The sequence below is a fragment of the Stenotrophomonas sp. 364 genome, assembly GCF_009832905.1.
Taxonomy (GTDB): Bacteria; Pseudomonadota; Gammaproteobacteria; order Xanthomonadales; family Xanthomonadaceae; genus Stenotrophomonas; species Stenotrophomonas maltophilia_AP.
In genome coordinates this window covers 3475405-3497615 of record NZ_CP047135.1, presented here as the reverse complement: position 1 = coordinate 3497615, position 22211 = coordinate 3475405, and the positions used below count along the sequence as shown (strand labels likewise).

Annotated in this window: 16 protein-coding genes and 1 riboswitch; of the genes, 5 read left to right on the top strand and 11 right to left on the bottom strand. The window is 67.4% G+C overall.

Annotated features, from left to right (window positions below):
• Window positions 1-37: 37 nt before the first annotated feature.
• From gdhA to ilvC, 10 genes are all read right to left on the bottom strand, one after another.
• Complete coding sequence (gene gdhA / locus GQ674_RS15785) at window positions 38-1381, bottom strand: NADP-specific glutamate dehydrogenase (protein ID WP_159497828.1); 1344 nt, start codon at window positions 1379-1381, stop codon at window positions 38-40.
• 110 nt (window positions 1382-1491) lie between these two features.
• On the bottom strand, window positions 1492-2553 hold the full coding sequence (leuB, locus tag GQ674_RS15780; RefSeq protein WP_159497827.1) for a 3-isopropylmalate dehydrogenase: 1062 nt from the start codon (window positions 2551-2553) through the stop codon (window positions 1492-1494).
• Complete coding sequence (gene leuD, locus GQ674_RS15775) at window positions 2543-3121, bottom strand: 3-isopropylmalate dehydratase small subunit (protein WP_159497826.1); 579 nt, start codon at window positions 3119-3121, stop codon at window positions 2543-2545. Before leuD ends, leuB begins: the two co-directional genes overlap by 11 nt.
• Complete coding sequence (leuC, locus tag GQ674_RS15770) at window positions 3121-4542, bottom strand: 3-isopropylmalate dehydratase large subunit (protein WP_159497825.1); 1422 nt, start codon at window positions 4540-4542, stop codon at window positions 3121-3123. The genes leuD and leuC overlap by 1 nt, the downstream gene beginning before the upstream one ends.
• A 34-nt stretch (window positions 4543-4576) precedes the next feature.
• Window positions 4577-5359: a class I SAM-dependent methyltransferase gene (locus tag GQ674_RS15765; RefSeq protein ID WP_159497824.1), complete on the bottom strand. Its 783-nt coding sequence runs from the start codon at window positions 5357-5359 to the stop codon at window positions 4577-4579.
• 9 nt (window positions 5360-5368) lie between these two features.
• A complete protein-coding gene (locus GQ674_RS15760) occupies window positions 5369-6925 on the bottom strand; it encodes a 2-isopropylmalate synthase (RefSeq protein WP_159499496.1) in 1557 nt (518 codons plus the stop codon).
• The gene (locus tag GQ674_RS15755) at window positions 6919-8016 is read right to left on the bottom strand and encodes a threonine dehydratase (RefSeq protein WP_159499498.1); all 1098 of its coding nucleotides are present in this window, start codon (window positions 8014-8016) and stop codon (window positions 6919-6921) included. The genes GQ674_RS15760 and GQ674_RS15755 overlap by 7 nt, the downstream gene beginning before the upstream one ends.
• A 156-nt stretch (window positions 8017-8172) precedes the next feature.
• Complete coding sequence (locus GQ674_RS15750; RefSeq protein ID WP_128095641.1) at window positions 8173-8433, bottom strand: ACT domain-containing protein; 261 nt, start codon at window positions 8431-8433, stop codon at window positions 8173-8175.
• A complete protein-coding gene (gene ilvG, locus GQ674_RS15745) occupies window positions 8417-10150 on the bottom strand; it encodes an acetolactate synthase 2 catalytic subunit (RefSeq protein ID WP_159497823.1) in 1734 nt (577 codons plus the stop codon). The genes GQ674_RS15750 and ilvG overlap by 17 nt, the downstream gene beginning before the upstream one ends.
• A gap of 39 nt (window positions 10151-10189) precedes the next feature.
• Complete coding sequence (gene ilvC / locus GQ674_RS15740) at window positions 10190-11164, bottom strand: ketol-acid reductoisomerase (protein ID WP_038686400.1); 975 nt, start codon at window positions 11162-11164, stop codon at window positions 10190-10192.
• 652 nt (window positions 11165-11816) lie between these two features.
• Here ilvC and ggt point away from each other — a divergent pair.
• Window positions 11817-13535 carry a gamma-glutamyltransferase gene (gene ggt / locus GQ674_RS15735; RefSeq protein ID WP_159497822.1) on the top strand — a complete coding sequence of 573 codons (1719 nt, stop codon included), beginning with the start codon at window positions 11817-11819 and terminating at the stop codon, window positions 13533-13535.
• A 360-nt stretch (window positions 13536-13895) separates the two neighbouring features.
• Here ggt and GQ674_RS15730 read toward each other — a convergent pair whose 3' ends face one another.
• Window positions 13896-15464: a BCCT family transporter gene (locus tag GQ674_RS15730; protein WP_159497821.1), complete on the bottom strand. Its 1569-nt coding sequence runs from the start codon at window positions 15462-15464 to the stop codon at window positions 13896-13898.
• A 246-nt stretch (window positions 15465-15710) separates the two neighbouring features.
• A riboswitch (TPP riboswitch) is annotated at window positions 15711-15812 on the top strand.
• Window positions 15813-15924: 112 nt separating this feature from the next.
• Here GQ674_RS15730 and thiC point away from each other — a divergent pair.
• The 4 genes from thiC to GQ674_RS15710 all read left to right on the top strand — a co-directional run bounded on the left by thiC (window position 15925) and on the right by GQ674_RS15710 (window position 22160).
• The gene (gene thiC / locus GQ674_RS15725) at window positions 15925-17802 is read left to right on the top strand and encodes a phosphomethylpyrimidine synthase ThiC (protein WP_159497820.1); all 1878 of its coding nucleotides are present in this window, start codon (window positions 15925-15927) and stop codon (window positions 17800-17802) included.
• A gap of 103 nt (window positions 17803-17905) precedes the next feature.
• Window positions 17906-18583 (top strand): ion channel, encoded by a 678-nt coding sequence (locus tag GQ674_RS15720; RefSeq protein ID WP_159497819.1) that lies wholly within the window; start codon window positions 17906-17908, stop codon window positions 18581-18583.
• Window positions 18584-18833: 250 nt separating this feature from the next.
• Entirely contained in the window at window positions 18834-21155 is a 2322-nt protein-coding gene (locus tag GQ674_RS15715; protein WP_159497818.1) for a winged helix-turn-helix domain-containing protein, read from the top strand.
• Between the two features lie 123 nt (window positions 21156-21278).
• A complete protein-coding gene (locus GQ674_RS15710; protein WP_159497817.1) occupies window positions 21279-22160 on the top strand; it encodes a helix-turn-helix transcriptional regulator in 882 nt (293 codons plus the stop codon).
• The last annotated feature ends 51 nt before the right edge of the window (window positions 22161-22211 follow it).

Below are 22211 nucleotides of genomic sequence, written 5' to 3'. Positions count from 1 at the left end.
CGGATAAACACCGCCGCGCCTCTTCAACGGCCCGGCTTCAGTAAACGCCCTGCGCCAGCATCGCATCGGCCACTTTGACGAAGCCGGCGATATTGGCGCCATCGACGTAGTTCACGCTGCCATCGGCACGCCTGCCGTGGCGCACGCAGTTGGCGTGGATATCCTTCATGATCCCGTGCAGACGCTCATCGACATCGGCGTGATGCCACGACAGGCGCTGCGCGTTCTGGCTCATCTCCAACCCGGAAGTGGCCACGCCACCGGCGTTGCTGGCCTTGCCCGGGGCGTACAGGATGCCGGCCTTGAGGAAGACCTCCACCGCCTCCAGCGTGGCGGGCATGTTGGCGCCTTCGGCCACGCACAGCACGCCGTTGTCGACCAAAGCGCGGGCATCGTCTTCGTCCAGCTCGTTCTGGGTGGCGCAGGGCAGGGCGATCTCGGCCGGGATGTGCCAGGGACGCTTGCCGTCCAGGTACTCGAAGCGCGTGTCATCGGCCAGCTCGGACAGGCAGCCACGGCGCTCGTTGCGCAGTTCCACCACCTCCTGCAACGCCGCTTCATCGAAGCCGTCACGGGCGTACAGCGTGCCGCTGGAATCGGAAAGCGTGAGTACTTTCGCGCCCAGTTCGATGGCCTTGATCGCGGCGTGCTGGGCCACGTTGCCGGCGCCGGAAATCAACACCCTGGCGCCATCGGTATCGCGGCGGGCATGGTGCAGCATCTGCTCGACGAAGTAGACCGTGCCGAAGCCGGTCGCCTCCGGGCGCATCAGGCTGCCACCATAGGAGAGGCCTTTGCCGGTGAACACGCAGGCGGCATTGTTGGTGAGCTTCTTCATCATGCCGGCCATGTAGCCGACCTCGCGCGCGCCCACGCCGATATCGCCCGCGGGCACGTCGGTGTCGGCACCGAGGTGGCGATGGAGCTCCAGCATCAAGGCCTGGCAGAAGCGCATCACTTCGGTGTCGCTGCGGCCCTTGGGATTGAAGTCCGAGCCGCCCTTGCCACCGCCCATCGGCAGGGTGGTGAGCGCGTTCTTCAGGGTCTGCTCGAACGCGAGGAACTTCAGGATCGACTGATTGACCGACGGATGAAAGCGCATGCCACCCTTGAACGGGCCGATCGCCGAACTGTGCTGCACCCGCCAGCCGCGATTCACATGGATCTTGCCGGCATCATCGGCCCAGGCCACGCGAAACTGGATTACCCGCTCGGGCTCCACCAGTCGCTCCAGCAGGCCATGTTCCAGGTAGCGGGGATTGCGCTCCAGGAACGGCCACAGGCTTTGGATCACTTCTTTGACGGCCTGCAGGAACTCTGGCTGATGCGGATCGCGCTGGGCCACGTGGGCGAGAAAGTCGGCAGAGGAACGAGGGTTCAAAGGCTTTCCTTGTTGGGGGCCGGCCGCTGGCTGCGACGTGGCCGACGGGACAGGGAGGCCGTGCGGGATGTAGAAACACGAACGCGGCCCTCAGGCCGCGTTCGTGACGATCATTGCAGCTTGGCAAGGACCGCGTCGGTTGCTGCGGCGGTACTCACCGCAAAACCCTTGGCGGCGAGATCGGCGGTGAACACGCCGTCATCCAGCACGGCATACACCGCGGCCTCGACGCTAGCAGCCTCTTCGTCCAGCCCCAGTGAATGCCGCAGCAGCATCGCGGCGCTGAAGATCGTGGCATACGGATTGGCAATGCCCTTGCCGGCGATGTCCGGCGCCGAGCCGTGGATCGGCTCGTAGATGCCCACCGCGCCGGGCTCGCCCAGCGACGCCGATGGCAGCAGACCGAGCGAGCCGGCCAGCATCGAGGCTTCGTCGGTGAGGATGTCACCGAACATGTTTTCGGTCACGATCACGTCGTATTCGCGCGGCTTGGCCAGCAGGTGCATGGCCATCGAATCGACCAGTTGGTGTTCCAGTGCAACGTCCGGGAATTCCTCGCGACCGATCCGCGCGGCGACATCGCGCCACAGACGCGAGGTTTCCAGCACGTTGGCCTTGTCCACCGAGGTGACCTTGCCGCGCCGGGTCTGGGCCAGGCGGAACGCGGTACGCAGCACGCGCTCGATCTCGCCCACGCTGTAGCTGCACAGGTCGCTGGCGGTGTCGGCGGTGCGGGTCTTCTCACCGAAGTAGATGCCGCCGGTCAGCTCACGCACCACCACGAAGTCCACGCCCTCCAGCAGTTCGGCCTTGATCGGCGACGCGCCAAGCGCGGCCGCGTGCGTGCGCACCGGGCGCAGGTTGGCGTACAGACCCAGCGCCTTGCGGATCGCCAGCAGGCCCTGCTCCGGGCGGACCTTGGCATTCGGGTCGGACCACTTCGGGCCGCCGACCGCGCCAAGCAGGATGGCGTCCGCCTTGCGGCACGCTTCCAGCGTGGTGGCCGGCAGCGGCTCGCCGTGGCGATCGATGGCGATGCCCCCGATATCGTGTTCCTGGAACCCGAAGGTGTGACCGAAACGGGTGGCGACGGCCTCCAGCACCGCGACGGCGGCGGCGGCGACTTCCGGACCGATGCCGTCACCCGGCAATACGACAATCTCAGCGTGCATGTTCACTCTCGTAACGTTCAATGTCAGGGGTACGACCCAACAGATACCCCAATTGGTCCACGCCTTCCAGCAGGCAGGTCTGCGAGAAGCCGTCCAGCGGGAAGGCATACACGCGTCCATCGGGCGTGCGCAGTTCGCGCGCGGCCACGTCGATGGTCAATTCGTCATCCGGGCGCTGCATCAGCGTCTGCACATCGGCCTCGTCCAGCACGATCGGCAGCAGCCCGTTCTTGAGCGAATTGCCGCGGAAGATATCGGCGATCTCGCTGCTGACGATGGCGCGCAGGCCCAGGTCGGTCAGTGCCCACGGCGCATGCTCACGCGAGGAGCCGCAGCCGAAGTTGCGTCCGGCCAGCAGGATGCTGCGCCCGGCGTTGCGTGGCTGATTGAAGGCGAATGCCGGGTTCGGCACGCCCTCGCTCTGCCAGCGCCAGTCGTTGAAGGCATGCTTGCCCAGGCCGGCGCGCTCGGTGGTGGACAGGAACCGCGCCGGGATGATCTGGTCGGTGTCGATATTGGTCTCGCGCAACACCACGCTGGTCGAGGTCAGGGTACGGAAGCCGCTCATCAGGCCACCTCCTGGGCGGCATACAGTTCACGCGGGTCGGACACCCGTCCGTTCACCGCGGCCCAGGCCGCGGTCATCGGCGAGGCCAGCAGCGTGCGCGAGCCGGGGCCCTGGCGGCCCTCGAAGTTGCGGTTGCTGGTGCTCACCGCCAGCTGGCCCGGGGCGACCAGATCGCCGTTCATGGCGATGCACATCGAGCAGCCCGGCTCGCGCCATTCGGCACCGGCCGCGCGCACCACCACGTCGATGCCCTCGGCCTCGGCCTGGCGCTTGACGATCTCCGAACCGGGCACCACCAGCATGCGCACGCCATCGGCGACCCGGCGGCCCTGCAGCACCTGCGCCACTTCGCGCATGTCGCTCAGGCGGCCGTTGGTGCACGAACCGACGAAGACCACATCCACCGGGGTGCCGGCCAGGGTCTGCCCGGCGTGGAAGTGCATGTAGTCCAGGCCTTTCTGGTCGGCGGCATCGTTGGCCGCCGGAATCGGCTGGTCCACCGCGATCGCCGTGCCGGGGTGGGTGCCCCAGGTCAGGGTGGGGCGGATGTCGGCGGCATCGATGTGGACCTCCGCGTCGAAGCGCGCGCCCGCATCGCTGCGCAGCTGCGACCACGCGGCCACGGCGGCGTCGAAGTCGGCGCCCTTGGGGCCGCGCGGGGTGTTGGCGACCCAGTCGAAGGTGGTCTGGTCGGGGGCGACCATGCCGGCGCGTGCACCCGCCTCGATCGACATGTTGCACAACGTCATGCGCTGCTCCATGTCCATCGCCTCGATGGCGCTGCCGCGGAACTCCAGCACGTGGCCGGTGCCACCGTTGACGCCGATCACGCCGATGATGTGCAGCACCACGTCCTTGGCGCCCACGCCCACCGGCAGCACGCCGTCGACGGTGATGGCCATGGTCTTTGCCTTGCGCTGCAGCAGGCACTGGGTGGCCAGCACGTGGCCCACTTCGCTGGTGCCGATGCCGAAGGCCAGCGCGCCGAACGCACCGTGGGTGGAGGTGTGGCTGTCGCCGCAGACGATGGTCATGCCCGGCTGGGTGAAGCCCTGCTCGGGCGCGATCACGTGCACGATGCCGCGGTTGGCCGACTGCAGGTCGAACAGCTCGATGCCGTGTTCGGCACAGTTGCGCGCCAGCATTGCCACCTGCGCTTCGGAGGCAGCGCTGGCGTAGGGCAGCTTGCCGTCGGCACCGGCCGGCAGGGTCGGGGTGGAGTGGTCCATGGTCGCCTTGGTCCGGTCCGGGCGGCGCGGCGCCAGGCCGCGCTCGCGCAGTTCGGTGAAGGCCTGCGGCGAGGTTACTTCGTGGATCAGGTGCAGGTCGATGTACAGCACGGCGGGCGCGCTGTCCGATTCGGGCACGACGATGTGGGCGTCCCACAGTTTGTCGTACAGGGTGCGGGGAGCTGGGGTCATGGAATGGCCTTGCTGTGTACGTGTAGAAGATAGGTCAAATAGTGCGCAGGCGCGCATCGAAGCGCAGCCGCACGTAATCGGCGGTCCACTGGCCGCGCGCGTCGCATTGGGTCGGCTCGAGCAGCGCGACCGCGTCGTCGATGACGCGCTGGCGCTGCGTGGCGTCCAGGCCGGCCAGGAACGGGGAGGCAAAGGTGCGCAGCCAGCCGCGCATGCCGGTGGGCAGTGCGGTGGGGCGGGCCTGCATCTCGATGTAACGCACCTGGAAGCCGTGCGCGCGCAGGCGCTCGGCGTAGTCGTCGGCGGTGGGGAAGTGCCACGGGAACGCCGGCACTGCGTGGGCGTTGCTGCCCAGGGCGGCCTGCAGCGCGCTGGTGATGGCCACCACGTTGCCGTGCCCGCCCATCTCGGCCACGAAGCGGCCGCCAGGCTTCAGCGCACGGGCAACGCCGGCGATCACCTGGTCGGCGCCGCGCATCCAGTGCAGGGCGGCGTTGCTGAACACCGCATCGAACTGGCGGTTGAAGGTCAGGGCATGGGCATCCATGACGTGCGCCTCGATGCCGCGTGCGCGTGCGCCGACGACCAGCTCCGGCGAGGCGTCCACGCCGGTGATGTGTGCGCCGCTGAGCGCCAGGTCGAAGCTCAACACGCCGTCGCCGCAGCCCAGGTCGAGGATGCGTTCACCGCGCTGCGGATCGAGCAGCCTCGCCACCGCACCACCGAGCACGGGCACGAAGCCGGCGTCGATGGCGTAGTCGTGCGCGTTCCACTGCTGGCCGGCGTCGGGGGTGGTGTGGCTGTCGAAGGCGCTCATGCAGATTCCTCAGGCTGCGGCGCTGGCCGCAGGTTGTTCGGCGGTGGCGTTGCGCTGGCGCAGCAGGCGGTTGGCCACGTCCAGCCAGGCCAGTGCGGACGCTTCGATGATGTCGCGGCTGGTGCCGGTGCCTTCGTACTCCACGCCCTCGTGGCGCACGCTCAGGTTGGCCTCGCCGCGTGCATCGGCGCCGATCCCCACGCTGTGCACGTGGTAGCTGTCCAGCATCAGCTGCACGCCGGTGGCGGCCGACAGCGCACCGAACAACGCATCCACCGGGCCGTCGCCCTGCGAGGTTTCGGCCACGCGGTTGCCGTCCGGGTCGGACAGCTCCACCAGCGCGTTGGCGCGGCTGCCCACGTCGCTGATGGTCATCGACGCCAGGCGGTAGCCGTTCTGGGTGGCGCTGCCCTGCATCAACACCTGCAGGTCGGCGTCGGTGACCACGCGCTGCTGCTCGCACAGCGCCTTGAACTGCTCGAAGACATGCTTCAGTTCTTCCTCGTACAGACAGAAGCCCAGCGCACGCAGGCGCTGTTCGACCGCGGCGCGGCCACTGTGGCGGCCCAGCACCATCTGCGAGGATTCCCAGCCAACGTCTTCCGGGCGCATGATTTCGTAGGTGCCGCGGTGGCGCAGCATGCCGTGCTGGTGAATGCCCGACTCGTGCGCGAATGCGTTGGCGCCCACGATCGCCTTGTTGCGCTGGACCGGCATGCCGACCAGGCGCTGCAGCAGCTGCGAAGTGGAGACGATGCGCGGGGTGTTGATGCGGGTGTCTTCCTCGTAGAAGGCGTTGCGCACCTTCAGCACCATGGCGATCTCTTCCAGCGAGCAGTTGCCGGCGCGCTCGCCGATGCCGTTGATGGTGCACTCCACCTGCCGTGCGCCGCCTTCGATGGCGGCCAGCGAGTTGGCAACGGCCAGCCCCAGGTCGTTATGGCAATGCGCACTGAAGATGATGCGGTCGCTGTCCGGCACCCCGGCGATCACCCGTTGGAACATGCCGCGGATCTCTTCGGGCGTGGTGAAGCCCACCGTGTCGGGCAGGTTGATGGTGGTGGCGCCAGCGGCCACGGCCACGCGGGCGACCTCGATCAGGAAGTCTTCCTCGGTGCGGGTGGCGTCCTCTGCGGAGAACTCCACGTCATCGATGTAGCTGCGCGCCAGGCTGACGTGCTTGTGCACCGATTCCAGTACCTGCTCGCGGCTCATGCGCAGCTTGTGCTCGCGGTGCAGCGGGCTGGTGGACAGGAATACGTGCAGGCGTGCGTTGGCGGCGGCCTCCAGGGCCTTGGCCGAGGTTTCGATATCGGCGGCCAGGCAGCGCGACAGCACCGCCAGGGTCGGCCGGCGCACTTCGCGACCGATCATCGCCATCGCTTCGCGGTCGGACTGCGAGCTGGCCGGGAAACCGGTTTCGATGATATCCACGCCCAGCTCGTCCAGCGCACGGGCCATCACCAGTTTCTGCTGCGGGCTCATGCTGCAGCCAGGCGATTGCTCGCCGTCACGCAGGGTGGTGTCGAAAATTCTAATGCGGGGGGAGTTGGGCGTGGTCACCAGGAGGTCTCCTCGACAGCGATGTCGGATGGGGTCACAAAGGAAGGGGAAGCAGCGGGAATCTTGGGTGGGGCGAGCGCGGTGGGCAGCGGTAGTCGCGTTCGCTCGCTGGCGCGCCGGCGGGGTTTGCGCGGCGGGCGGGGGCGGATGTCGGCCAGCAGCTGGGCCAGCACCATCGCGTCGATGTTGCCGCCGCTGACCACCGCGCACTTGCGTTTGCCGGCCACGCGGCGCCCGGCGGCCAGGGCCAGGGCACCGGCGCCCTCGGCGATGACATGTTCTTCCAGGGCCAGCCGCACCAGGGTCTCGCGCAGCTCGGCTTCGCGCACGATCACCACATCGTCCAGCAGCGCGCTGCACAGCTTGCGGGTCAGGAAGCCGGGAATCTTCACCTTGACCCCGTCGGCCAGCGTGGCCACCGGGGCGATCTCGCGGACATCACCGCGGATCGCGCGGGCCATCGAATCCACGCCTTCGACCTGTGCACCGACGATGCGCACGCCCTGCGATTTCAGCGCCAGCGCCACGCCGGAGGCCAGGCCACCGCCGCCGATCGGCACGATCACCACGTCCGGCGCATGCGGCGCCAGCTCGATGCCCAGCGTGCCTTGCCCGGCGATCACGTCGGGGTCGTCGAACGCGGACAGGAACCGGTAGCCGTGCTGGTCGGCCAGCGCACGCGCGAAGGCGTAGGCCTCGTCGTAGCTGGTGCCGTGCTGGCGCACGGTGGCGCCCCAGTGGGCCACGCCGGCGATCTTGGTCGCCGGTGCGCCGTGCGGCATCACCGTGATCGCCGGGATGTTCAGGCGGTAGGCCGCCCATGCCACGCCCTGGGCGTGGTTGCCGGCCGATGCGCAGATCACCGGGCGGTCATCACCGCGCTCGCGCCCGGCCAGCAGCGCGTTCAATGCGCCGCGCACCTTGTAGGAACCGGTGCGCTGCAGGTTCTCCAGCTTCAGCCACACGCCGAAGCGCTCGGCGTAGTGCAGCGGGGTAGGCGGCAGGTAGCGGCGCAGCCGCGCCTGCGCGGCCAGCACGTCGGCGACGCTTACGTCGCCTACTTCCGGTTCCTGCGGGGCACCGCTAGTGGGCATTTCGCCCCCGGCCACGGTGATCGCCGGCATGCGCTGCACGGTGCCACGACGTCCGTGCGTGGTGCGACGCCATGCATCCTGCACGCGCACCACTTGCACTTCCCTGTGCTGCGAGAAGAGACCTCCGTACCGGCACCGTGGAAACGGTGCGGGCGTTCATACCGATACTCCCGTGCCGGGTTCCAGCGCACTGATGCGCACCGAAACACAGTCGTAGATCTTCTCGATCTGGCGGCACAGGGTCTCCGGCGGGCGGCTGCTATCCACCACCATCTGCAGGTGCCAGCGGCCATTGTCGGCCGCATTGGGCGCGCCGGCGATCGCGCGCGGCGCGAAGCCGCGGCGTTCGGCCATGCCGATCACGCGCAGCAGCGCGCCCTCGGCGGGAACCAGCACCAGGTCAAGCCGGTATTGCATTGGGGAACTCCTGGGACTGATGGGCAGGGTTGCTTTCCAGCATGGTGCTGTTGGCGTTGTTGGGCGGCACCAGCGGCCACACGTTGGCGCGGGCATCGATGGCCACGTGCAGCAGCGCCGGGCCCGGCTGGGCCAACAGCGCGGCCAGGCCGCCCTCGACGTCGTCGCGGGCCTCGATGCGGGTGGCGGGAATGCCGAACACCTGGGCCAGCGCGGCGAAGTCCGGGTTGTCGGACAGGTCGATCTCGCTGTAACGCTCGGCAAAGAACAGTTCCTGCCACTGGCGCACCATGCCCAGCGAACTGTTGTCCAACAGCACGATCTTCACCGGCAGGCGGCAGCGGGCGATGGTGGCCAGCTCCTGCACGTTCATCATGAAGCTGCCATCGCCGGACACCAGCACCACGGTGCGGTCGGGGCAGGCGAACTGCGCACCCATCGCCGCGGGCAGGCCGAAGCCCATGGTGCCCAGTGCGCCGCTGGTCAGGTGGTTGCGCGGGTGGTTGAAGCGGCAGTGCTGGGCCACCCACATCTGGTGCTGGCCCACGTCACACGCAATGATCGCGTCGCTTGGGGCCAGCTCGCTCAGGCGCTTCAGCAGCGCCGGGGCATAGATGTGCTTGCCCGGGGCGTCGTAGCGGGCGGCGAAACGCTCGCGGTGGGTGCCGCACCGCTTGCGCCAGGCCTCCTGCGAGGCCGGCGTGGTGGCCGCGGCGGTCAACGCACGCAGCGCGCTGCCCACGTTGCCCGGCACGGCGATGTCGGCACTGCGCAACTTGGAGATCTCATACGCGTCGGCGTCGATGTGGATGACCCGCGCGAACGGGGCGAATTCGTTCAACTTGCCGGTGGCACGGTCGTCAAAGCGCGCGCCGACCACCACCAGCAGGTCGCTTTCCTGCACGGCCATGTTGGCCGCGCGGGTGCCGTGCATGCCCAGCATGCCCAGGTAGTGGGGATGCTGCGGCGGCAGCGCGCCCAAGCCACGCAGGGTCAGCACGGTGGGGATCGCACTGGCCTCGACGAAGGCACGGAAGTCCTCCACCGCATCGCCCAGTGCGACACCGCCACCGGCATAGATCACCGGCTTCTCGGCGGCGGCGATCGCGGCGATGGCCGCGGCCACGACCGCTTCCTGCGGTGCCGGCGGCGGGCTCACCGCCTCCGGTACGTGGGTCGGCAGATGCGAGGCATCGGCGATCTGCACATCTTTGGGCAGGTCGATCAGCACCGGCCCGGGGCGACCCTCGCGGGCGATGCGGAAGGCCTCGCGGACCACGCGCGGCAGGTCATCCACCGAGCGCACCAGCCAGCTGTGCTTGACGATCGGCATGGTCAGGCCGAATACGTCCAGTTCCTGGAACGCGTCGGTGCCCAGCAGCGGGGTGGCCACCTGGCCGGTGATGCAGACCATCGGCACCGAATCCAGCATCGCATCGGCGATGCCGGTGACCAGGTTGGAGGCGCCGGGGCCGGAGGTGGCAACACACACGCCGACCTGGCCGCTGGCGCGCGCATAGCCGTTGGCGGCCAGGGCCGCGCCCTGTTCGTGGCGGACCAGGATGTGCTTCAGTCCCGAATCCACCAGGGCGTCATAGAACGGCATGATGGTGCCGCCGGGGTAGCCGAACAGCGTGTGCACGCCCTCGGCTTCCAGGGCCTGCGTCAACCAGCGTGCGCCGTTGCGGGGCGCGGTGCTGTGTGCGGAGGTGTTCATGCGGTGACCTTTACGAAAGCGGGTGGGGGAGCCGCGCGGTTACGCGGCTTGACTTTGCAACCAGACCATCTTGGCGCGCAGTTCCTTGCCTACCTTCTCGATCGGGTGCTCCAGGTCGGCCTGCTTGAACTTGTTGTAGTTGGGCAGGCCCGCTTCGTATTCGGCCACCCAGTTCTTGGTGAAGGTGCCGTTCTGGATGTCGGTCAGCACGTCCTTCATGCGCGCCTTGGTGCCGGCATCGATGACGCGCGGGCCGCTGACGTAGTCGCCGTACTGCGCGGTCTCGGAGATGAATTCCAGCATGCGGGTGATGCCGCCTTCGTAGAACAGGTCCACGATCAACTTCAGTTCGTGCAGGACTTCGTAGTAGGCGATTTCCGGCTGGTAGCCGGCTTCCACAAGCGTTTCAAAGCCCGCCTGCACCAGCGCCGAGGCACCGCCGCACAGCACTGCCTGCTCGCCGAACAGATCGGTTTCGGTCTCTTCCTTGAACGTGGTCTGGATCAGGTTGGCGCGTGCGCCGCCCAGGCCCGCCGCATAGGCCAGCGCGTACTCGGCGGCCTTGCCGCTCCTGTCCTGGTAGACCGCCCAGATGCACGGCACGCCCCGGCCGATTTCGTACTCACGGCGCACCAGCGCACCCGGGCCCTTCGGCGCGACCAGCACCACGTCCAGGTCGTCGCGCGGTTTGATCATGTCGAAATGCACGTTCAGGCCATGCGCGAACAACAGCACCGCGCCCTGCTTCATGTTCGGCGCGAGTACGTCTTCGTAGAGTTTCTTCTGCACCATGTCCGGGGTCAGCACGGCTACCAGATCCGCATCCTTGACCGCCTCGGCGGGGGCCTTGACGGTGAAGCCATCGGCCTGCGCCTTGACCTCGGTGGGGCCACCCGGGCGCAGCCCGATGACAACGTCGAAGCCGGATTCACGCAGGTTCAGTGCGTGGGCGCGGCCCTGGCTGCCGTAGCCGACAACAGCGATCTTGATCTGGGGCAGGTCGTTGGTGCTCATGGGGGAGGTCCTTTGGCGGAAATAAAAAGATGGCCGACGGTCAGCGACGCGTCGGCCAGTCAGGGGAAGCGGTGGCACGCGCAGCGCCACAACCGCACGCATCCGCCGTGGGGGCGGTGCGCGTGAAGACGGTGGTGGCAGACGGGCGGGTCATGGCGGGAAGGGCAACTCGGGAAGGCGGAGGAAAATGAGGGGGCTCTGAAACGAAAAAACCCGCACCTGGGTGGGTGCGGGTTTTGATGGATACCTGGCAGTCTTGCTTACACGCCGGTCCGTCCCGCACCTGTTGGTTGGGTAATAAGTACGAGGACAAGAAGCGAACTGATCGACGCCCCGCCGGTGTCGGCGTGCTCGATGGATTCGCGGATGGCTGTGCGCTGCAACATGAGATCGAGAAAACCACAGCGGTTTTAAGGCTGTCAACCCTGGCGGGCATATTTCCAACAGTTTCGCCTGCATCCAGCCCAAAGCCCCGCCACGCAAGGATGGTTGCGGTTGAAAGCGTTGCGGTGAACCCGAATTCACTATTTTGCAGGCACGTTCTGCGCGGATTTCGTCGCCGATTCCATGCGTGGCATGACCATTGTGGGATGCCATCGCGGCCGCTCTGCCGCCACTATCGGTGTGGCTACCACCCTTCAGGAACCACCCCGTGTCCCGACGTCTTGCCCGCGGCCTGCTTGCCGCCGCCGTGCTGTGTGCCCTTCCCATCGCCGCCAGTGCCGCCGACCGCGTCACCGGCCATCCCTTCGCCACCCGCTCGGAGGTGATCGCCCCGCACGCGATGGCCGCCACCTCGCAGCCGCTGGCGACCCAGATCGCGCTGGATGTGATGAAGGGCGGCGGCTCGGCCGTGGACGCGGCGATCGCCGCCAACGCCGCGCTGGGCCTGATGGAGCCGACCGGCAACGGCGTCGGCGGCGACCTGTTCGCCATCGTGTGGGACCCCAAGACCCAGAAGCTTTACGGCTACAACGGTTCGGGCCGGTCGCCCAAGTCGCTCACCCTGGCCGAGTTCCAGCGCCGCGGCCTGAAGGAGATCCCGGCCACCGGCCCGCTGCCGGTCTCGGTGCCGGGCGCGGTGGACGGCTGGTTCGCGCTGCACGAGCGCTTCGGCCGCAAGCCGATGGCCGACAACCTGGCCCCGGCCATCCGCTACGCCCGCGAGGGCCATCCGGTGGCCGAGGTCATTGCCTACTACTGGGACCGCTCGGTGCCCAAGCTGTCGCAGTACCCGGGCTTCAAGGAACAGTTCACCGTCAACGGGCATGCGCCGCGCAAGGGCGAGATGTGGAAGAACCCGAACCTGGCCAATACCCTGGAGCAGATCGGCCGCGGCGGCCGCGATGCCTTCTACAAGGGCGACATCGCCCGCACCATCGGCAGCTACTTCAAGGCCAACGGCGGCTACCTGAGCTACGAGGACATGGCCAGCCACCACGGTGAGTGGGTGGAGCCGGTGAGCAGCAACTACCGCGGCTACGACGTGTGGGAGCTGCCGCCCAACAGCCAGGGCATCGCGGCGCTGCAGATCCTGAACGTGCTGGAGGGGTACGACTTCTCGAAGATCCCCTTCGGCTCGCCCGAGCACGTGCACCTGTTCGTGGAAGCCAAGAAGCTGGCCTTCGCCGACCGCGCGCGTTTCTACACCGATCCGGCGTTCCACCCGGCGCCGGTGGACCGGCTGGTCTCGAAGGACTACGCGGCACAGCGGCGCGCGTTGATCTCGATGGACAAGGCCCTGCGCGAAGTGCAGCCGGGCACCCCCAGACAGCTGCAGGAAGGCGACACGATCTACATGACCGTGGCCGACGCGGACGGGATGATGGTGTCGCTGATCCAGTCCAACTACCGCGGCATGGGCAGTGGCATGGCCCCCCCGGGGCTGGGCTTCATCCTGCAGGACCGCGGCGAGATGTTCGTCCTGCAGAAGGACCACCCGAACGGCTACGCGCCGGGCAAGCGCCCGTTCCAGACCATCATTCCCGGCTTCGTGACCAAGGACGGCAAGCCCTGGATGAGCTTCGGGGTAATGGGCGGGGCGATGCAGCCGCAGGGCCACGCGCAGATCGTGATGAACATGGTCGACTTCGGCATGAACCTGCAGGAAGCCGGCGATGCGCCGCGCATCCAGCACGAAGGCTCGACCGAGCCGACCGGGCAGGCCACGGCGATGAGCGACGGTGGCGAGGTCAACCTGGAAACCGGCTTCCCGTACGAAACGGTGCGCGCGCTGATGCGCAAGGGCCACCGCGTCACCTTCGCCGACGGTCCCTACGGCGGCTACCAGGCCATCCTGCGCGACCCGGACACCGGTGTGTACTACGGCGCCTCGGAGAGCCGCAAAGACGGCCAGGCCGCAGGCTATTAACCCGGGGTGGAGCCGACCGTTGGTCGGCTGGCCGCGCAACGCGCGGCAATGATCGGCGACAACGCCGCCCCGCTATGCAATTGGCGGACCAACGGTAGAGCCGACCGTTGGTCGGCTGCTCTCCCCACACCGCCCGCCATGTGTCCAGGGGCGGGGTGGATGGGCGTGCGGGACCGTTGGGCGCCATGGATGGCGCCCACGAGCCCCCAGGGGTGAGAGCGCATTGCTTGCGAGGCACTGCCTCGCATGCGGTCGAACGCACAGCCGCCAGCGGCTGGGCCGGACCGCGAAGCGGGGTTTACGGCGTGTCCCGCACGCCCATCCACCCCGACCCAACCGGGGCATCATGGCAGAGGCAAACTACGGCGCCCGCGCCGCCTCATCCCGCGTCTCTTCCTGCGCGGCGATCTCCCGCTCGATCCACGCGTCCATCATCCGGCGAGCCCGCTGCGTCCGCCGGCGCTGCAATGCGTACTCCATGTCCAGCACCCGGTACAGCGACCACATCACCAGCAGCATCAACAGCGCGAACGGCAAGGCTGCAATCGTGATCATGCCCTGCAGCGCGGTCAGCCCACCGGCCAGCAGCAACACGCCGGCAATCAGCGCGATCGCCACGCCCCACACCATGCGCCGTGCCAGCGGCGGATCGCCCGCCTCCTCGGTGGACATCGTAGCCAACACCAGCACCGCCGAGTCGGCCGAGGTCACGAAGAAGATCGTCAACAGCACCAGCGCGATCACCGACAACACCATCGGCATCGGCAGGCTGTCGAACATCGTGAACAGCACCGTCTCATAGCCATTGCCCAGCGCCTGGGCCAGATCCACGTGGCCGAAGATCTGCGACCACAGCGCCGTGCCGCCGAACACCGAGAACCACAGGAAGCCCAGCACGCTCGGTGCGATCACCACGCCCAGCACGAACTCGCGGATGCTGCGCCCGCGCGACACCCGCGCAATGAACGAACCCACGAACGGCGCCCACGCGATCCACCACGCCCAGTAGAAGATCGTCCAGTCGGCCACCCACGTACTGCCCGAGAACGGCGACATGCGCAGGCTCATCGTCACCAGCGAATTGAGGTAGGACCCGATGGTGGTGGTGAACGTATCGAAGATGAAACCGGTCGGCCCCAGCACCATCACCAGCGCCAGCAGTACCGCCGCCAGCGCCAGGTTGAAGTTGGACAGCCACTTGATGCCGCGGTTCACCCCACTGGCGGTCGACGCCATGTACAGCACGAACGCCACCGCGATGATGGTCAGCTGCACCGGAATCGAATCACGGATGCCGAACACGCGATGCAGGCCCGCCGCGATCTGGATCGTACCGAAGCCCAGCGTGGTGGCCACGCCGATCGCGGTGGCCACCACCGCCGCCACGTTCACCACCGTGCCCATCCAGCCACGGTGATGCGCACCGATCACCGGCTGCAGCAGGTCGCTGATGAGCCCGCGGCCGTTGCGGTTGAACTGGAACCACGCCATCGCCAGCCCGATCAGCGCATAGATGGCCCACGGATGCAGGCCCCAGTGGAAGAACGCGTAGCGCATCGACGCACGGGCCGCTTCCATGCTCTGCGGCGCCAGCCCTTCCGGTGGCTTGACGAAATGCGAGATCGGCTCGGCCGCGCCCCAGAACACCAGGCCGATGCCCATGCCGGCAGCGAACAGCATCGACATCCAGCTGGCGTTGGAAAAATCCGGCTCGGCATCTTCACCGCCGATGCGCAGCGAGCCCAGTCGCCCGAACGCCAGGTACATCAGGAACGACAGCGTGATGAACACCACCAGCAGGTACAGCCAGCCGGTGCTGCGGATGATGTGGGCCAGGCCACTCTGGATCACGTCGTTGAAGGGGCCGGGCGCGAGGCCGGCGATCAGCACCAATGCGACGATCAGTGCGATGGATATGCGAAACACCATGGAGGAGTTTCTCCGTACAAAGGGGGCGAGCGAGTGCCTGCCGTTTCCCGCGCTGCCAGGGCGGCGGCTGGGGCGATTCAAGCCGGTCGATGCCGTTGCGGAACGCCACGGCGGTCCGGCAAGGCGGTCGTTCCGCGCCGCAGCATTCTATCGGATGGCAGATCAGCGCTTTTTTCACGTGCAGGCCGCCCTCTGCGGCGCTCCATCGACGGGCGCGGCAATCACGTCCGGGTTGTGGTCTAATTCGCCCCGAAGCGGGGGTACCGCGGCCCAGTGGCCACGGTTGAGACAGTCCCTTCGAACCTGATCCGGTTGATACCGGCGTAGGGATGCTTCGCAATGCTGACGCACTGCGCCGTAGGGCTGCCCCGCCCGAAGACCGCCCGTGTTGCGTCCGGCGTGCGCCGCCGCTTCGTCCGTTCCGCCTATTCCTGGGCGGAACCCGATCCAGGACGAAGTCATGAACGCAGCGCTTTCCTCCCTGCAGCAGCAGGCCCAGCAATTGTCCGACTCGGTTACCCGACCGATTCCCGGTTCGCGCAAGATCCACGTGCCCGGCTCGCGCAGCGACCTGCAAGTGCCCATGCGCGAGATCGTGCTGACCCGCACGCCGACCCTGTTTGGTGGGGAAGAGAACGCGCCGGTCACCGTGTACGACACCTCCGGCCCGTATACCGACCCGGATGCGCGCATCGACCTCTCCTGCGGCCTGCCGCCGTTGCGGGCCGGCTGGGTGGCCGAGCGGGGCGACACCGAACTGCTGCACGGCCTGAGCTCCAGCTTCGGGCGGGCGCGCGAAACCGACGCGCGCCTGGACGCGGTGCGTTTTCCGTCGCGGCTGCAGCCACGACGTGCGGTGGCCGGCGCCAACGTCACCCAGATGCACTACGCACGGCGCGGCATCATCACTCCGGAAATGGAATTCGTGGCCATCCGCGAGAACCAGCGCATCGAGGCCATCGGCGATGCCGCGCTGCTCAGGCAGCATCCCGGCCAATCCTTCGGCGCGTCCATCCCGGCGCGGATCACGCCGGAATTCGTGCGCGACGAGATCGCCCGCGGCCGCGCGGTACTGCCCAACAACATCAACCACCCGGAAAGCGAGCCGATGATCATCGGCCGCAACTTCCTGACCAAGATCAACGCCAACATCGGCAACAGCGCGGTGTCCTCGGGCATCGCCGAGGAAGTGGAAAAACTGGTGTGGGCGATCCGCTGGGGCGGCGACACGGTAATGGACCTCTCCACCGGCAAGCACATCCACGAAACCCGCGAGTGGATCCTGCGCAACTCGCCGGTGGCAATTGGCACCGTGCCGATCTACCAGGCGCTAGAGAAGGTGGATGGCCGCGCCGAGGAACTCACCTGGGAGATCTTCCGCGACACCCTGATCGAACAGGCCGAGCAGGGCGTGGACTACTTCACCATCCACGCCGGCGTGCTGCTGCGCTACGTGCCGCTGACCGCCAGGCGCGTGACCGGCATCGTCTCGCGCGGTGGCAGCATCCTGGCCAAGTGGTGCCTGGCCCACCACAAGGAGAACTTCCTCTACACGCACTTCGAGGACATCTGCGAGATCATGAAGGCCTATGACGTGACCTTCTCGCTCGGCGATGGCCTGCGCCCCGGCTGCATCGCCGATGCCAATGACGCCGCGCAGTTCGGTGAACTGGAAACCCTCGGCGAGTTGACCAAAATCGCCTGGAAGCACGACGTGCAGACCATGATCGAAGGCCCGGGCCACGTGCCCATGCAGCTGATCAAGGAGAACATGGACAAGCAGCTGCGCGAATGCGGCGAAGCGCCGTTCTACACGCTGGGGCCGCTCACCACCGACATTGCGCCGGGCTACGACCACATCACCAGCGCGATCGGTGCCGCCATGATCGGCTGGTATGGCACCGCGATGCTCTGCTACGTCACCCCGAAGGAACACCTGGGCCTGCCCAACCGCCAGGACGTGCGCGACGGCATCATGGCCTACCGCATCGCCGCGCATGCTTCGGACCTGGCCAAAGGCCATCCCGGCGCGCAGGTGCGCGACAACGCACTGAGCAAGGCGCGCTTCGAGTTCCGCTGGGAAGACCAGTTCCACCTCGGGCTGGATCCGGAGAAGGCCAAGGAATTCCACGATGAAACCCTGCCCAAGGACGCGCACAAGCTGGCCCACTTCTGTTCCATGTGTGGCCCGCATTTCTGCTCGATGAAGATCACCCAGGACGTGCGCGACTACGCGGCCGCGCATGGCCTGTCCGAGCAGGATGCGATCAAGGAGGGCATGGCCGACAAGTCGGCGCAGTTCCGCGACCTCGGCGCGCAGGTGTACCGGCAGGAATGAGGCCGGCGCCGGGGTGGCGCGCCGTCGCCCCGGCATGCTCATGCGACACGGGTGGCAAGCGCGCTAAGCTCGGCGGCGAAACGGGGCAGGGAAGGGAACTGGCATGGCAATCGCACGTACCACCAAGTGGCTGGCCATCGCACGGCGGCATCCGTCGGCGTGGTTGCTGGCCGTGCAGTTGCTGGGCGTGCTGCTGTACCCGGCGATGGACGAGGCCGGGGCCAGCCGCGCGGTGTTCGGTGCGTTCGGCATTGCCGTGCTCGGCCTGGCCCTGTGGGTGGTGCGGCGCAGCCCGTTGGGCATGTGGTTGGCGCTGCTGCTGGCCATCCCGGCGGTGGTGTTCTCCATCGCCGGGGCACTGCTCGACCGGCCCGGGCTCACTACCACCGCCCAGTTGCTGGAATGCCTGCTGTATTTCTATACCGCCGGCAGCCTGACCGCCTACATGCTCCAGGACCACAAGGTCACCCGCGACGAGCTGTTCGCGGCCGGGGCAACGTTCACCCTGTTGGCCTGGGCATTCGCGTTCGCCTTCTCCGTCTGCCAGCAGTGGTACCCCGGCAGTTTCCTGGCGACCAGCGAGAGCGAATTGCGCACCTGGATGGAGCTTCTTTATCTCAGCTTCAGCTTGCTGTCCGGGGTGGGGTTGAGCGACGTGGTGCCGGTGCATCCGCAGGCCCGCGCACTCGTCATGCTGGAGCAGTTTGCAGGCGTGATGTACGTGGCTTTGGTGGTCTCGCGACTGGTCGGACTGACCATCCTCAAGCGTGGACAAAGCTGAATCGCAGATAAAAAATTCGCGCCCGAAGGCGCGAATGTTGACGCGATTTATGTGAATTCGTCGGCGAGAGAGAGCCTGATGTTGGCCGCACGCACAGGCGCGGTTAACCGGCATAGGCTAGTATTCGCGCGCTTCAGTTGTTTTACGGTTTGCGCTGATGGCATGTGCGGAATCTGGCGGTTCGTTCGATCGGTGTCGGTTGCGATGAATGCTGCGTTCCTGTTGTTCTGCAGTCCTTCGTACCACTGGAATGATCAGCAACATTAGTGAGCCTCCTTCGGCCGATGTCGTGCGTATCGGCAGCTGCACCGTCACGTTGTCCTCGCGCGAGGTCACGGTGCCCGGTGCGCGTCGCGTGCGCCGGCTTACCCCGAAGGCGCTGGGTGTACTGAAAGCGTTGCTGCGTTCCCCCGGTGCAGTGGTCACCCGCGACGAACTGTTCGCTGAGGTGTGGCCCGACACGCTGCCGACCAATGATGTGCTTACCCAGGCGGTCACCCAGCTGCGCAAGGCGTTTGCCAGCGACGACGGCGACGGCACCGCGTACATCGAAACCATCGCCAAGACCGGCTACCGCCTGCTGGTGCCGGTGCGCATGCTGGCCGACGAATCCGTTGCGCCGGTCCCCGCCGATCCGGGCGTGGCGCCCGCCGCCATCGCGGTAGCACCTGCGTCGGCTTCCCCTGCAACAGGCCCGGCACCGGTGTCGATGCGCGGCCGCTGGCGGCGCATCCGTCGCTACGTACTGTTGGCGGTGGGGCTGGCCATGCTGGTGGCGTTGCTGGTGATGGCGGCGATGCTGCTGCAGCGCCCGCCGTCCGGGCAGGCTGCCAGCGGCGTGCTGGAGGATGGCAGCCGGGTGGTCGGCAGCCCGCAGCGGCCGTACCGGTTGATCACCGCCACCGCCGGGTTCGAAACCTATCCCACGCTGTCCCCGGACGGTTCGCAGGTCGCCTACGAGGCCGACAGCAGCGCCCGCGCAGGCAGCACGGTGAAGGTGCAGACCTCGGGCAACGCGCCGGCGCGGCTGCTCGCCGAGACGCCGGACGGCTATTCCGACCGCTTCCCCAACTGGTCGCCCAACGGGCGTGACATCGCGTTCGCGCGGTTCGGTCCGAACGCCAGCTGCGAGGTGCTGATCGCCAGCGCCACCGGCGGCGCGGTGCGCCACGTCACCCGCTGCGACGGCACCGAACTGCTCAGCTTCGACTGGACCCCGGACGGGCGCGGCCTGGTCTTCGGCTCGCTGGCCGGCGCGCATGCCCACCGTGGCATCCGCGTGCTGGATATCGCCAGTGGCCGTTGGACCCCGCTGGCCTACCAGGTAGCCGAAGACAGCTTTGATTACGCGCCGCGCTACTCGCCCGATGGGCGCTGGATCGTGTTCGTGCGCAACCCGCAGATCGGCGACCTGTGGCGGCTTCCGGCGGGCGGCGGCGTCCCCGAACAGCTCACCGCCGACTCGGCCGAGATCCGCGGCTGGGCCTGGCGCAGCGACAGCCGCCACATCGTGTTCGGCCGTCGCGTAGACAGCGAATCACGCCTGTACGAACTGGATACGCAGAACCGCACGCTGCGCGACGTCGGTATCGACGATGCGCAGTCGCCGGCGGTGTCGCGGCACAACGAGATGCTGGCCTTCGTGCACCGTAAGGCGCAGTTCGGGCTGTTCCGGGTGCCGCTCAAGAATGGCCAGCCGGGGCAACCGCAACGCCTGTTCCCCTCCAACGGCCGCGATGGTCAGCCGATGCTCGCGCCCGACGGCCGGCAACTGGTGTTCACCTCCGACCGGTCCGGCAACTACGGCCTGTGGTGGGCCGACCTGACCCGGCCCGATTCGCTGCGCCCGGTGGAGGGGCTGCGGCCGGAAACGCGGCAGGCGGCGGACTGGTCCCCTGACAGCACGCACCTGCTGGTATCCGGACGCGATGCGCAGGCCAACCCGGTGATCTATGAAGTGTCACCGCGCGATGAGCAGGTGGTGGCATTGCCGGTGCCGGTCGCCCAGCCGTTGCAGGCCCTGTACGGCAGCGACAGCGACCACGTGCTGGTGGTGGATCGCGACGCGCGCGAGCGGCTGCGGCTGTCCCTGTTCGATCGTCGGCAGTCGCCATGGCGGCTGCTGGCCAGTATCGAAGGGGTGTCGCAGGCGCGCTTCGACCGCAGCGCGCAGCGGGTGCTGTTCACCCGGTTGTCGGCCGGTGGGCTGTGGTCGGTGGATGCGCAGCTCAACACCGGCAGCATCCAGCAGGTCAGCGACGATCGGCCATCGCGCTGGCGCTACCGGACCTGGACGGTGGCCCGCGATGGCAGCGTGGACTACCTGTCCAACGATGCCGAATGCGCCACGCTGTTTTCGCGCATCAACGCCGGTGCCACCCGCACCGAACACTGCCTGGACGTGGATCGGCTCAGTGCAGGCAACGGCTTCAGTGCGCACCCCGATGGCAGCGCGCTGTACGTGGCGCTGGCGGTGGCCGACGGTGCCGACATCGGCGTGATGCCACTCCCCGAGGCGCCAGTGCCGGTCTTCTCGGCCGTTTCCAACGCCCTGTTTTTGAAGGGAAAATAGTCTTCGTACTTCCTTCGTATCGGCCTCGTGTCGAATTCGGATGAATCTCGTAGGACTTTCCTGACCCGGGCCGCCTGATTTGGCAAAACGTTTGCCCCACAACGGCAAACACGGTGTGCAGTCATGCGTCAGCTTTCCCTGGCCGATCGCGGCCAATCGCTTTCCCTGGACAAGATCGTCGACGACGGTCCGCTGCCCACCTGCCTGGGCGTGGCCCGGCTCGGCAGCCTGCAGACCGCCGGCGCCACCTTCACCGTGTGGATGCAGCTGCGTGGCAGTGCGTGGGTGGAATCCAAGGAAGGTCGCTTCCGCCTGCGCCAGCGCGAGTGGATCGCCTTCGAGAAGGAATCCAAGCCGATGATCCAGGCCGGCCGCGATGGCCTGTGCATTGGCCTGAGCCTCACCCCGGACGCATTGCGCGCATTGGGCGAGCTGGACGACTGCAGCCTGTATGCCGGCCGCGGCAGCATGAGCCGCGCCGAAGTCCGCGTGGCCTTGCGCCTGTGGCGCGATGCACTGGCCAGTGGCCAGCCGGCGCAGGCATTGCGCCCGGTGCTGCTGCACCTGGCTTCGCTGCAGCGCGTGCTGGCCACCGGCGTGCAGCGCTGCCCGGGCCGTTCGCGCGTGCGCAAGCGCCAGGTGTTCGGTCGCATGCAGCGTGCGCGCCTGTACCTGGAAGGCAACAGCCACCGCGTGGTGCGCATCGGCGAACTGGCCGAGCTGACCAACTTCTCCAGCTGGTACTTGTCCAAGACCTTCCAGAGCCTGTATGAAGAAAGCCCGCAGTCGCTGTCGGCACGCCTGCGGCTGGAACGCGCGGCCGACCTGCTGCGTGATACCGACATGATGATCGGCGAAGTCGCCGCTGCGAGTGGATTTGACAACTGCTGCAGCTTTGCAAGGGCATTTCGGGCACGTTACGGGCAGTCTGCGTCAGGCTTTCGCGAGGCCGGTGGAATGCTCCCGCCAAAGTCGGCAAAGCCATCGGTTGCTTCCCGCAAATAATTAACCGCAACGCAATCGTAACTTTCCGAGGCGGTTTAACACGCTACTAAC

Coding starts and splice junctions, on each gene's coding strand:
- GQ674_RS15710 (WP_159497817.1), top strand. CDS start 21,279: ATGCGTCAGCTTTCCCTGGCCGATCGCGGCCAATCGCTTTCCCTGGAC.
- GQ674_RS15765 (WP_159497824.1), bottom strand. CDS start 5,359: ATGAGCGCCTTCGACAGCCACACCACCCCCGACGCCGGCCAGCAGTGG.
- leuD (WP_159497826.1), bottom strand. CDS start 3,121: ATGAGCGGCTTCCGTACCCTGACCTCGACCAGCGTGGTGTTGCGCGAG.
- leuB (WP_159497827.1), bottom strand. CDS start 2,553: ATGCACGCTGAGATTGTCGTATTGCCGGGTGACGGCATCGGTCCGGAA.
- GQ674_RS15720 (WP_159497819.1), top strand. CDS start 17,906: ATGGCAATCGCACGTACCACCAAGTGGCTGGCCATCGCACGGCGGCAT.
- ilvC (WP_038686400.1), bottom strand. CDS start 11,164: ATGAGCACCAACGACCTGCCCCAGATCAAGATCGCTGTTGTCGGCTAC.
- thiC (WP_159497820.1), top strand. CDS start 15,925: ATGAACGCAGCGCTTTCCTCCCTGCAGCAGCAGGCCCAGCAATTGTCC.
- leuC (WP_159497825.1), bottom strand. CDS start 4,542: ATGACCCCAGCTCCCCGCACCCTGTACGACAAACTGTGGGACGCCCAC.
- GQ674_RS15750 (WP_128095641.1), bottom strand. CDS start 8,433: ATGCAATACCGGCTTGACCTGGTGCTGGTTCCCGCCGAGGGCGCGCTG.
- GQ674_RS15730 (WP_159497821.1), bottom strand. CDS start 15,464: ATGGTGTTTCGCATATCCATCGCACTGATCGTCGCATTGGTGCTGATC.
- GQ674_RS15755 (WP_159499498.1), bottom strand. CDS start 8,016: ATGCCCACTAGCGGTGCCCCGCAGGAACCGGAAGTAGGCGACGTAAGC.
- GQ674_RS15715 (WP_159497818.1), top strand. CDS start 18,834: ATGATCAGCAACATTAGTGAGCCTCCTTCGGCCGATGTCGTGCGTATC.
- ilvG (WP_159497823.1), bottom strand. CDS start 10,150: ATGAACACCTCCGCACACAGCACCGCGCCCCGCAACGGCGCACGCTGG.